Below are 12621 nucleotides of genomic sequence, written 5' to 3' on the forward strand. Positions count from 1 at the left end.
TAAAGTCGAATCTTGACTATTATTTCTCATCGTAACAAAATTTATTAAAGTTAAATTTTGTTACCGAATTATCTAACCTTTACAGAAATGACAAAAATACGTTCACTTTCAACAAAAAAACAAAATTCCAAATTCCAATTTCAACTGAATTTGGAATTTGGAATTTAAAATATTATAATTTCTAAACTCTTAGAAAGGCAAATCGTCTGGTTCGTCTTCGTTAATGCTAGCTGCTGGCGCAAATGTCTCTGCTGCTGGCATTGGAGCTCCTTGTGCTGGACCTTCTGGAGCTAATCTTTCAATTCTCCATCCTTGAATACTATTAAAATATCTAGTTTCACCTTGTGGGTTAACCCATTCTCTTCCTCTTAAATTGATAGAAACTTTTACTGCTTCACCTTGCTTATAGCTGCTTAATAAATCGCATTTATCTTGTGTAAATTCAATCAAAATGTGTTGAGGATATTGTTCGTCTGTTGTAACAACCAACTCTCTTTTTTTGAATGCAGCACTAACTTGTTGCTCAGGATTAACCACTTTTACTTTTCCTATAACTTCCATCTTCGTCTATAATTAATTATTGTTTCTATTCTTATTTTTTAGCCAAAAGTACTTTCCAAGCGGATTCAATATCATCATCATTCAGATATTTTTTGGCTTCTAAATGCACTTTTTCCTGATCATCTGAGCTCAAAACTCCTTTCACAGAAAAATTTTCTTTCACAAATATACTAACTTCTTCCATTGTAGGCAAGGCCTCTATATTTCCTAATTTTCCTAAATCATTTCCAGTAAAAACGGAACTTTCCTTGATAAAATTCGGAATTGCATCTACACCTACACCAAGAGTTGTCAGCGGTTTTGGCACTTCAAAAAGTCCTTGATTAGATCTTGAATACCAATCTTTTCCTAACCTTGAAACCAAATCAATTTTATGCTGATCGATTGCTCCATTTTCATCCAAAATTGACTCATGAATATGCATTTTAACCACTTCACACAAGATCAAGTTTCCTGCTCCACCTTCTGTTCCTAACGGAATAATTTGCGTTATCTTGCATTCAAATTGCACTGGAGATTCTTTTACGCGATAAGGTTTGACCAAATCTGAAGGAATCTGTGTTAATCCAGCTTTTATAAATTCGTTTACACCTTCTGCATACTCTGTACTTGCTAAAGATGTCTGTTGCACCAAATCATAATTCACGACATTAATTACAACTTCACGCGTTGCTTCGGCATTAATTAAAGTGTGTTTTACAGTATTGTCGCGAACTCGTCTTGCAGGCGAAAAAATCAAAATTGGCGGATTGGCACTGAATACATTAAAGAAACTGAAAGGTGACAAATTAGGAATTCCCTTTGCACTCATTGTACTTGCAAATGCAATTGGACGCGGCCCTACAGAACTTTGCAGATAACCATGCAATTTTGCGGTTGGTATCTCTTTTGGATCGATGCTAATCATAATTTTTTCTTTTTAACCAAACCTCATTTTGGTAACTGCAAAAGTATAGAAATGGTTTAATCCGAAGAAATTCTTTCAGACATAAAAACAAAAATCTTTAAACAAAAGCAAAATATAAAATGCGTTTATTTCGTTATATTTATACCTCAAAAATTAATTTATGCACTTTTCTGAACGCAGAAATACAACTCGTTGGGTTATAATTCTTATTTCCTTTTTAATCATTACTTTGATTCTTTGGAATACGTATACTTTTTTTCAGATTTTCAAAAATGAAGAACGTCTGAAAATGAAGCTTTTTGCCGATGCACAAATTACAATTGTAAACGCAGACGAAAATACGGATGTCGAATTGCCTCTTCAAATTTTCAGCAATAATACTTCAATCCCGGTTGTATTGATGCTTTATGACAATGTAGTAAGTTCAAAAAATGTTCCCGATGAAATCCTAAATGACAAGAAAAAACTAAAAACATTTTTAAAGAATTTAAGCAACGAAAACGAACCCATAACTTTTGAGTATGCGCCAGGAAAATACCAAAAACTTTATTACGGAAATTCGGCATTGCTTAACAAATTAAAATATTATCCAGTTGCGCTCTTGCTTATTGTATTTTTGTTTGTTGCTTTAATTTATAATTTTTACAAAAGCACAAAAATGGCCACACAAAATAAATTGTGGGCTGGTATGGCAAAAGAAACCGCACATCAAATTGGTACGCCATTGTCGTCTTTAATTGGGTGGATTGAAATTCTAAAAACAGAAGATATTGATTCGTCTATCACTTCAGAAATTGAGAAAGATATTACGCGTCTGCAGACTATTACAGATCGTTTTTCTAAAATTGGGTCTGTTCCTGTTTTAGAAACTCACGATATTGTTTCAGAGACTTTAAACGCCTTTAAATATTTACAATCACGTTTTTCAAAACAGGTTGCTTTTTCTTATCATACTCCTATAGATCCAATTATGGTTCAGATAAATCCAATTCTTTATAGCTGGACAATCGAAAATCTTGTAAAAAATGCCATCGATGCAATGAAAGGAAAAGGAAGTTTGGAACTGCAAATTGAACAAGATGTACATCATGTAAAAATAAATGTAAAAGACTCCGGAACTGGAATTCCAAAAAAACAATTTAAAACAGTTTTTGAAACTGGCTTTACAACTAAAAAACGTGGGTGGGGCTTGGGACTTTCGCTAACCAAAAGAATTGTGGAAGAATACCATAACGGTAAAATCAAAGTTTTACATTCTGAAATTGGAAAAGGAACTACTTTTCAGATTCAGTTGAATAAAAGTAATTAATTTACTGGCACTCCAAAGAAAGTTACTTTGTTAAACATTGTTTTTCTCATCATCTTCGATTTGCCTAAATATTTATCAACAAACAAAACCTGGTCCTCTACTTGACTTAATATATTATTTACTCCCGTTTTTAAAGAGTTTACATTGGCTTGATTATTTTGTGAAACTGTACCTAAATTATCTAATAATTCTTTACTCTTTAAGAGTTTTGTTTTAGGCGAGTCAATCATTTTTTTTAATTCTTCATCTGAAACATTTGGCTTAAATTGATTATTTCTAAATGTTACAAATGAATTAAATTCATTTATGCCATCATTGTACAAGTTTACAATCTCATTAAATTTCAATCTTTCAGCTTCGCTTCTTTTATAGGATAATCGATCAAAAATCATGGCATTTTTAACACCATTTTTCTCAATTCTGTCTGCAGAACTTATTAATTGATCAATATAGGAGAGCGACTTATACTTTTCGATTTCAACTTCAAAATCAAATGTTTCTTTCGATTTATTTACAGCAAAATTACCATTGTAGAATTCCTGGTTTGTTACAGGATAATTAAGAAATTGCCACATGTAATCAAAAGGCATATGAGATGTTATGATTTTAGATGGATCAGTCTTAAAATAATAATTATTTATCTTTTTTATGTATTTCCCGCCTACTATGGCTCCTGAACCCCAAGTGGGATCAAAAATTAACCATTTACCATCTATTTTTGCCCCGCACCATGCGTGTGAAATGTAATCTGTAAAACCTTTTTGCTTCGTGAATCCTTCAATTACAAAGCATTCAATTCCAACTTTGTTTGCAATTTCATTAAAGATTTCAGCGTAATGAATACAAACTCCTTTTCGCGTTTTAAGAGCTCTTTCAATTTTGTCACGTGAGCTTTCATTAAAATTTACGGCAAACATGTTTTCAACATCATAGATGATATTCGAAGCTGTCCAATAATAAACAGCCCTTATCTTCTCATCATCAGTCTTAAAATTTAATTTAATATAATTGGCAATATCTTCTGTTGAATTAGTAGAACTGGAAGGAATAGTATTGATTTTGTTATCTACAAATTCATATTTGTTTTTAACTTGTCCTGCACTTATTATCGAATAAAATACAGTTATTAAGATTATATACTTTTTCATTAGACCTCTGCATAAAAAAAAACCACAATTTTTAGTTGTGATCTTTTTTAATATAATTCTTTTCTTTTTTACAAATTTGCATGAATACTTTCAGCCAAATCCTCAAACTCTTCTTTTGAAAGTTTTACTTTGTTTTGAAAACGCATTTCATCCATATGGTTTAACGGAATCAAATGCACATGCGTATGAGGAACTTCTAATCCTACAACGGCAACACCTACTCTTTTGCATGGAACTGTTTTTTCTAAAGCAATTGCTACTTTCTTAGAAAACTTCATCAAACCTAAATACAGTTCGTCATCCATATCAAAAATCTTATCGATTTCTTGTTTTGGAATACAAAGCGTGTGTCCTTTTGCATTTGGGTTAACATCTAAAAAAGCTAAAAAGTTTTCATCTTCAGCAACTTTAAATGCAGGAATTTCTCCGTTTACTATTTTTGTGAATATAGACATTGTTTATTCGTTTATTTGGTTAACCGTTTAACCGATTGAACTTTAATCGTAGGATTGCTTCGTTCTTCGCAATGACTTAGTCTCTTGAAATTTCAAGAATTTCAAATTTCAAAACACCATTTGGAACCGTAATTTCGGCTACTTCTCCAACTGATTTTCCTAATAAACCTTTTCCAATAGGAGAAGTTACTGAGATTTTTCCAGTTTTCAAATCAGCTTCACTTTCTGCAACAAGCGTGTACTTCATTTCCATTCCGTTGCTTTGATTTTTGATTTTTACATTAGATAAAACCAAAGCTTTCGAAACATCTAATTGTGATTCATCTATTAATCTGGCATTAGAATATACTTCTTCCAGCTTAGCAATTCTCATTTCTAATAAACCTTGTGCTTCTTTTGCTGCATCATATTCTGCGTTCTCAGATAAATCACCTTTATCTCTTGCCTCTGCTATATCTTGAGATGCCTTTGGACGCATTACACTTTTTAAATGCTCCAACTCATCCTTTAATTTTTTTAATCCTTCTGCTGTATAATAAGATACTTTACTCATAACTTCATCGTTTATATAAATACAAAAAATCCCATCGGGACGGGATTTTGTATTACAAATATACTATTATTTTTAATAGAACATAATTATATGTTAATCATATAAAAATCAAAACTAAATATTTTATTTTTGTTTCTTTAATCCTTACTAAAATAATGAAAAAAATCTGGCTCTTAATCGTCTTTGTTTGTGCACTTTCTGCTTGCAGTGACAGCGAACGCAGCAACAATAATCCTTACATTCCAAACTACTCTGTGAATTTATCTGTAGATATGAATTTGCCAGCTTATTCGAATTTAAAATTTGTAAGTAATGGAGTCATTGTTCCTAACTTTGGAGCAAAAGGAATTATTATTTTTAATGCGGGAAGCGGTTATAATGCTTTTGACGCTGCCTGCCCTAATCAAGAACTTACTTCTTGTACAGCAATGACAATTGACGGCATAAATGCAGTCTGTTCTTGCGATAAGGCTCAATACAGTTTGTTTACTGGTCTGGGAGGAAAAGAATATCCGTTGAAACAATATCGTGTCGAAGTAATAGGATCTGTGATTCACGTTTATAATTAAAATAAAAAAGCCTGAAAGTTTAAATTTTCAGGCTTTTTTATTTTTTAAAATTTCAAGGTTAATCCGGCTAAGAAATTAATTCCCGCCTGAGGATAATAATACGGATAAACATCCCACATATATCCGTTTGAAACATATTTCTTGTCTAAAATATTATTTACCAAACCTGTAATCATAATGGATTTGAAAACAGACTTTGGTTTTATTTCATAAGACACATTCAAATCGTTTACAAAATAATCAGCCAGCTTTGCCGATGGCAATTCGATATTATTCATGTATTGCTCGCCAACATATTTTTGCAATAATGAAATATGCAAACTCTTAATTGGGCTGTACACAATTATATTTCCAGCGATTACTTCTGGCGAATAAGCAATTTTAGTTGTTCCGTAATTTTGTCCTTCAACAGCCAAATCAACATTTTTGTTACTGCTTAGCGTAAAGTTTGGTCGAATGATAAATTGCTCTGAAAGTTTGATTGTAGCATCAAATTCAAACCCTAAACGGTAACTTTTATCTGTATTAGAACGAATTGGCGCTCCAACATCATCTAATGTTCCAGTTAAAATTAGCTGATCTTTATATGCCATATAATAGAAGTTAGAATTCAACTGAAATTTCTCCGAATTGAATCTCCAACCTAGTTCAAAATCATTTAGTTTTTCTGGTTTTACATTTCCGCCTTCATAATCTGTTCTGTTTGGCTCACGGTTAGCGCGTGCATACGAAAAGTACAAAGTGTTTTTTTGATTGATTTCGTAGTTCAAACCAGCTTTTGGGTTGAAGAAATTGAAATTATCATCAACTAAACCAGTGTCTGCACTATTGGATTTGTATTTTACATTTCGATATTGCAAATCGCCATAGAAACTTAATTTTTCAGTAAACTGATAATTGGCTTTTGCGAAAATATTTCCATCTGTTTTTGTTGAAAAATCATCGTAATAATGATCGCCTAATTCTGAGTTTGAAGCATATCTTGCCCAAATCACTTTTCCAAAATGATCGCCTTCATATTTATTCCAGCCTCCGCCAAAAATAACATCCAGTTTTTCATCTTTATATTTTATGGAAAAAGTGGTTCCGTAAAAATCATTATCTAGCCATTTTTGACGAATCAAGTCAGTTCCCGGAACTAGATCTCCGTTACTGTCTTCGACCGTCTTTGTTGGCTGAATTGGCCCGTAGCCATCTACTGGTTCATCGTATTTGTAATTCTCATAGTACCCTTTTCCTTTTGTATAATGAAAAGCTAGGTTTGTACTCCATTTATCCGAAAAAGATTCACTCCAATGCAATTGATAATGGTCTTGCTGATAATTATCGGTTTCATTATCATAAAAACGAATTTTTCCAGATTCGTCTGTGTACATCCCTGCAGAATTGAAAGTACGATTTTCGTTTAAAGTTTCGGCATCGATTCCATTCCAGGATTGGTATGTTTTTTCGGTTCCACCAAAAACCAATGCTTTAATTAAAGTTGTTTTACCTACATAAGTTCCCTGCAAGAAATAAGATTTTAAATTAGAACTCGCTCGATCAATATAACCATCCGATTTGATTCTTGACAAACGTCCGGCAAGTTCAAAATGATCATTTAGTAAACCAGTGCTAAACTTTACCGTATTTTTCTGAGAATTAAAACTTCCAAAAGAGCTTGAAATTTCACCATTTGCTTTTGAAGCATAATTATCTGTCAGCATATTTAAACTTGCTCCAAAAGCGCCAGAACCGTTTGTAGATGTTCCAACACCTCTTTGTAATTGAAGACTTTCTACCGAAGAAGCAAAATCGGGCATGTTTACCCAGAAAGTTCCTTGACTCTCAGCATCGTTGTATGGAATTCCATTGATTGTAACGTTTACCCTCGTTGCATCGCTTCCACGAACACGAATACCGCTATAACCTATTCCGTTTCCAGCATCTGATGTAGTGACCACTGAAGGAAGATAATTCATTAAAGTAGGAATGTCTTGTCCCAGATTTCTGAATTTAATTTCTTTTTTATCCATATTACTAAAAGTAACCGGAGTTTTTGCTGTAACACGTACAGCGGAAACTAACACATCATCAAGTTTATTGACTTTTGTAGAATCTTGTTCCTGAGAAAAAGAAATTAGAGTAAAGAAAATAGAGAATAGAGTGAAGAAAATAGATTTGTTCAACTTTGAACCTTTGCATCTTTGAACCTTTGTACCTCTAAAAGTACCTTTAAAAATAGTTTTCATTCGTAAAAAATTACGAATAAAAGGGGGAATTATTCTTTTGTTAAATTAATAAATTGTTTCACGACAAAATAAAGTGTGCACGCTCGATAGTGTCGTTTTTTCCCTTAGCAACATTACTCGCTCAGGTTCTTTGGGTATGATCTCAGCTCGTTATTTAGAGCACCCCTTTGAGACGGTACAAATGTAATGTTAAAAAATCAAACTCCAAAAAAACAAATTCCAAATTCCAAAAACTCACTTTTAAATGATTTTCTGTTGGAATTTGGAATTTGCTTTTTTTGATTTAATCTATGTTTGGCTTCTTGCGCGATTGTTTTATTTCAGAAATATTCTTTTTATCCTTAATTCGTTTTTTGATGACAGATTTTGGAATTTTAGTTGCTTTTCTAACCTTCGGAACAAACAATCCTTTTTTTATGATTTCTAAAAAACGTTTTACAACAATATCTTTGTTTTTAAGCTGACTGCGATCTTCATCACAATTTAAAATCAGAATATTTTCGGTCGTTAAACGATGTGCAATATTTGTCAGCAAAAGCAGTCTTTCATCGTCAGATAAAGCTTGCGAAGCATTTACATCAAAAGATAACACCACTTTTGATGAAACTTTATTCACGTTTTGTCCGCCGGCTCCACTGCTTCTAACCGCTTTAAAATTTAATTCTGATATGATTTTATCAATATCCATTATTGTGGCTGATGTGGCGCTTTCAGTAAATCATTTACCGTTTTCACCGGATTAAAAGTAATTAACGGAACTGCAACAAAAATCGTCAACCAGTGCGCCATTGAACCATTCCATAATCCTGGCAATTCGTAATTTTTAACCGTTATGCCTTCAACGCTTTTTTCTACAATAAAACCAGTTTTTTGATCCACAAAGTTTTGCAAATCAAATTTCTCACCTTTATAATTTTTTATGCCGCAGACTAAATCTACTGGATTAAAATGCGTTGCTTCTGCTAAAATTTTAGACTGTTTTTTATCTGATAAATCAACTTGCGAAGTTTCGACAATTTGAAGTGATTTTATTCCTTTATCATTCATAACCCAAAACGGTCCTCCGCCTGGTTCTCCTTCATTTTTCACCATACCACAAACTCTGATAGGTCGATCTAAAAGTTCTTTAATCTTGCTGATTTTATTCTCAAAAGTAAACATACCAAAATCGCTTGAAATTTCAATATTTAGCTTTTCTGATAAAAAAAGAATCATTTCTTCTAATTGATTTTCTCCTATTTTTTTCTGCTCAATTGCATTTAAATAATTGAAAACTTTTTGTTGAACTTCAATCAAAATTCCCGCTAATGCTTTTTTATACAATGTAATTTTGTCAATATGATTTTGAATCACATTATCAATATTTTTAATAAAAATAACATCAGCTTCCAGTGCATTTAAATTCTGAATCAAAGCGCCATGTCCGCCTGGTCTGAAAATCAATGCTTCATTTTTGTCTCTTACCAATCTGTCTTTTGTATCAACAGCAATAGAATCTGTACCAGCATTTTGATAGGAATAAGCAATATTAATTTGAATACCAGAATCCTTCTCTACTTTATGCTTAAGCACTTCGACCTCTTTTTCAAATAATCCCTGATGAGCTTCGGTTACTGTAAAATGGAGATTCGAAACTTTATTTGAAGAAGCATAATGAACACATTCATTTAAATGTTCTTCAATTGGGTTTGCGATGTGATCTTTGTATTTATGAAAAGGCAAAACTGCTTTTGGTTTATCTGCAAAAGCAAAATAATCCTGAGAAAGCAATGTTTTTATAAAATAGTAATTCTTATAATCGCGTTCTAAACTTTCAAAATCAGGATAAATTGATTTCAGTTTTTTTTCCATTGCTTTAAAAAACGGAAACTTATCCATTGCTACAATAAAGATGGACAGCTCTTTGTTTTTTTGTCTGTTTATATAGGCGTTTATTGTTTCTTTTTCAATATCAAAGTCATTTAAGAAAGCTCTTAAAAATTTAAACATTCTTGTAGCAGCACCAGAAGCCGGAACAAATTTTTTGATTTTAAACTTTTCTTTTTGTGAATCAAAAAAAGCAGCCTTTTCTTCAAATTCAGATTCTGAAAAAGCTAAAATTCCATTGTCAATTGTTGCCGGACTTATTAAATTACTTTTTGCAATTCCTTTTTTAAAAATTTTTAATTGTTTCAGAATAGCATCTACAGAAATTCCGCGTTCATATAACTGAACAAAATCTTCCGAAGAAAAGCCACTTTCTTTAGCCATAGCAAGTTCATCAATGATTGCAGTTGCTTTTGACAAGCGACTTTCTTTATCACCTGATAATGTTATAAAGGGCTTTTTTGTATCAATTAAAGTTTGTTTAAAAACAGAAAACACTGTTTCTCTTCCATTTGGAGAATCTCTGATGTCGTCTTTTTCCCAAGGAACATCAATATCCGTCAAGAAAAACAAATCGTATTCATGTTCCAGTGCAGCTTCATTCAAAAGCGGATCACAAAAGCCGTAATACATTTCAGAAAAAACTTTGGTAACCATTAAGTTAGTATCGCAGAACAGGTATTTTTTTGCCTGAGAAAGTTTTTCATTTTCTAAAGCAGTTTGTCCGTATGCAATTGGCATCATATCATCAGCCACACAAATATGCTGATTTTCCTCCCATTTTTCTTGTAGGTAATCGCGTGCAAATTCAGGAACCCATTCGGTTTCGTAATAATCTGCAAGCTGTTTTGCTAAAGTTGTTTTTCCCGTACTTTCGGGCCCAAATAAAGCAATTTTTATGATAGTTGTTTTTTGCTGTCTAAGATTTTTCTCCATTCTAAATAAGCTGAAATAGCCAAAATTGTAAAAATTAAATATTGAAGTGACAGCATCCCTAAGCCGCGATAAGCATAAAGAGGCACAACAATTATATCGCCAATAATCCAAAGTGTCCAGTTTTCGATTTTTTTCCTGGCCATGTACCACATTCCTGCAAAAAATATTCCCGACGAAATCATATCTACATAATTGTCTGGATTAATTTTATAGCCGAAATATTTATAAATCCCGAAAACTACAAAAACGGTCACAATAAATAGTGCGATTCCGATTATTTTTTCATTAAAACTTGTACGAGTAATAGGTAAATTATCCTCAACTGTACCTCCTTTCGCCCACACATACCAGCCATAAATACTCATAATTGAGAAATATCCGTTGATAATCATATCGCCAATATAACCTGCAACATACAATAAATACACCGAAATTACAGTGGCAATTAATCCTGTTGGATAGACCCAAATATTCTCTTTTTTAGCAAACCAAACACTTAAGATTCCGAAAACAAATACCAAAAACTCTAGAGCAATATGCCACAATGGAGCATTTTTGTAACTGTCAAGAAAAAAATCGATCATTTGTCTGGTTATTTTGGTTGTTTTTTATGATTCAAAAAAATGGCTGTCGTTTTCAAAAGCAGTTCCAATAACTACTAAATCGGCTCCGGCTTTGTAGGCATTTTGAATTCCGTGCAAATCTACAATTCCTCCTCCAACAATTATAGGAATTTCTACATTTTGCGAAATTAACTGTATCATTTCCAGTGGCACTGCGTTCTTAGCACCACTTCCAGCCTCTAAATACATTAATTTATTTCCGAGCATCTCGCCAGCCTGAGCAGTTGCCAAAACCAAATCAAAATTTTCACGGTTGAGCGGTTTTGTTTTACTAACGCGTGCGACTGCAGTTTCATTGCCACTTTCAATCAGAATATATCCGGTAGAAATAACTTCTAGATTTGTCTTTTTAAGAATTGGTGCTGCCTGAACCTGATATTCAATCAAATAATCAGGATTTCGGCCTGATAATAACGCCAAAAACAAAATCGCATCGGCCTGAGGTGAAATCTGCGATGGATCACCTGGAAAAATAACCACTGGCAAATTTGTTTTTTCTTTTAACTGCGCAATTAATTCTTCTAAAATTGTATTTTCTACAATACTTCCTCCCACAAAAATATGTGTAGCAGGAGATTGATTTATTTTAAGTACTAAATGATCTAGATTTTCCAATACGATTTTATCAGGATCTAGTAAAATGGCCAATAATTTTTGTCCATTTTTTTTAGCATCTAAAATCTGTTGGTGTATATTGAGTAATTTTTGCTCCATAATGGCCGTAAAAGTAAAAAGTTTTTAACGTAGAAGAACTATTTTGAATGAATTATATTTGTACAATCGTCACTGACAACCAATGAAAAAATTATGATTGCTGCTTCATTATTAGAAAAATATGGCGCCTTAAAAAAATCCTTCGAGAAAAATGACATTATTTTTGAAGAAGGAAGCCTGCCAACGCATTATTACCAGATTATTTCGGGCGAAATCAAAATGAGCAATTACAATGATGATGGACGCGAATTTATTCAGGGTATCTTTTATAAAGAACAATCTTTTGGAGAACCTCCATTGTTTTTAAATCAAAAATACCCAGCCAATGCTATTGCAGTTGAAGATTGTGAAATTTTTCTTCTGCCAAAATCTAAATTCATGACGCTTCTTGAAGAAAATGCGGCAATAAGTATCAAGATAATCGAAAATCTGGCACAGCGCTTATATTATAAATCGGTAATGGCAGCTGAAATTTCGACACACGAGCCAGAACACCGTGTTTTAAAATTAATCGATCACGGAATTGCTTATTTTAATTTTAAAAAAGAAGCCAATGGCTATCTCATCAATTTTACCCGACAGCAAATTGGTGATTTAACAGGTTTACGGGTAGAAACAGTCATCCGAACAATTAAAACTTTGGAAAAAAAGGGCGAATTAAAGATCATAAACCGAAAAGTATATCGATAAAAAAATTCTTGTTTTATGATTTTAATCATAAAATGCAGTGGTATTGTGCCTGTACCTTT

The 12621-nt window shown here is 32.6% G+C and carries 13 protein-coding genes; 3 read left to right on the forward strand and 10 right to left on the reverse strand.

Translation table 11 applies throughout. The features are described 5' to 3' along the window. Positions 1-189 precede the first annotated feature (189 nt). Positions 190-561 (reverse strand): DUF3127 domain-containing protein, encoded by a 372-nt coding sequence (locus tag EV145_RS00005; RefSeq protein WP_133523206.1) that lies wholly within the window; start codon positions 559-561, stop codon positions 190-192. A gap of 31 nt (positions 562-592) precedes the next feature. Further along, on the reverse strand, positions 593-1468 hold the full coding sequence (locus tag EV145_RS00010) for a flavin reductase family protein (protein WP_133523207.1): 876 nt from the start codon (positions 1466-1468) through the stop codon (positions 593-595). A gap of 160 nt (positions 1469-1628) precedes the next feature. On the opposite strand from EV145_RS00010, the gene EV145_RS00015 reads away from it, so the two are divergent. After that, positions 1629-2777, forward strand: a complete 1149-nt coding sequence (locus EV145_RS00015; RefSeq protein ID WP_133523208.1) for a sensor histidine kinase — start codon at positions 1629-1631, stop codon at positions 2775-2777. On the opposite strand, the gene EV145_RS00020 is transcribed toward EV145_RS00015, so the two are convergent. The 3 genes from EV145_RS00020 to greA form a co-directional block, all read right to left on the reverse strand. Next, on the reverse strand, positions 2774-3925 hold the full coding sequence (locus EV145_RS00020) for a transglutaminase domain-containing protein (RefSeq protein WP_133523209.1): 1152 nt from the start codon (positions 3923-3925) through the stop codon (positions 2774-2776). The genes EV145_RS00015 and EV145_RS00020 overlap by 4 nt on opposite strands. 68 nt (positions 3926-3993) lie before the next feature. Beyond that, complete coding sequence (locus EV145_RS00025; RefSeq protein ID WP_133523210.1) at positions 3994-4380, reverse strand: HIT family protein; 387 nt, start codon at positions 4378-4380, stop codon at positions 3994-3996. A gap of 76 nt (positions 4381-4456) precedes the next feature. Next, positions 4457-4933 (reverse strand): transcription elongation factor GreA, encoded by a 477-nt coding sequence (greA, locus tag EV145_RS00030; RefSeq protein ID WP_029271926.1) that lies wholly within the window; start codon positions 4931-4933, stop codon positions 4457-4459. 155 nt (positions 4934-5088) lie between these two features. On the opposite strand from greA, the gene EV145_RS00035 reads away from it, so the two are divergent. Continuing rightward, entirely contained in the window at positions 5089-5502 is a 414-nt protein-coding gene (locus EV145_RS00035; protein ID WP_133523211.1) for a Rieske (2Fe-2S) protein, read from the forward strand. A gap of 44 nt (positions 5503-5546) precedes the next feature. On the opposite strand, the gene EV145_RS00040 is transcribed toward EV145_RS00035, so the two are convergent. The 5 genes from EV145_RS00040 to EV145_RS00060 form a co-directional block, all read right to left on the reverse strand. After that, a complete protein-coding gene (locus tag EV145_RS00040; protein ID WP_133523212.1) occupies positions 5547-7733 on the reverse strand; it encodes a TonB-dependent receptor in 2187 nt (728 codons plus the stop codon). Positions 7734-8016: 283 nt separating this feature from the next. Beyond that, complete coding sequence (gene arfB, locus EV145_RS00045) at positions 8017-8421, reverse strand: alternative ribosome rescue aminoacyl-tRNA hydrolase ArfB (protein WP_133523213.1); 405 nt, start codon at positions 8419-8421, stop codon at positions 8017-8019. Next, positions 8421-10535 (reverse strand): DUF4301 family protein, encoded by a 2115-nt coding sequence (locus EV145_RS00050; protein ID WP_133523214.1) that lies wholly within the window; start codon positions 10533-10535, stop codon positions 8421-8423. The genes arfB and EV145_RS00050 overlap by 1 nt, the downstream gene beginning before the upstream one ends. Then, entirely contained in the window at positions 10496-11119 is a 624-nt protein-coding gene (pnuC, locus tag EV145_RS00055; RefSeq protein ID WP_133523215.1) for a nicotinamide riboside transporter PnuC, read from the reverse strand. The genes EV145_RS00050 and pnuC overlap by 40 nt, the downstream gene beginning before the upstream one ends. Positions 11120-11143: 24 nt before the next feature. Then, positions 11144-11872, reverse strand: coding sequence for a geranylgeranylglyceryl/heptaprenylglyceryl phosphate synthase (locus EV145_RS00060; protein ID WP_133523216.1), 729 nt, complete (start codon positions 11870-11872; stop codon positions 11144-11146). A 93-nt stretch (positions 11873-11965) separates the two neighbouring features. Here EV145_RS00060 and EV145_RS00065 point away from each other — a divergent pair, with 93 nt between their 5' ends. Next, positions 11966-12562: a Crp/Fnr family transcriptional regulator gene (locus EV145_RS00065; RefSeq protein WP_133523217.1), complete on the forward strand. Its 597-nt coding sequence runs from the start codon at positions 11966-11968 to the stop codon at positions 12560-12562. Positions 12563-12621 lie beyond the last annotated feature (59 nt).

This window comes from Flavobacterium sp. 245 (assembly GCF_004362055.1).
In the GTDB taxonomy this organism is placed as follows: domain Bacteria; phylum Bacteroidota; class Bacteroidia; order Flavobacteriales; family Flavobacteriaceae; genus Flavobacterium.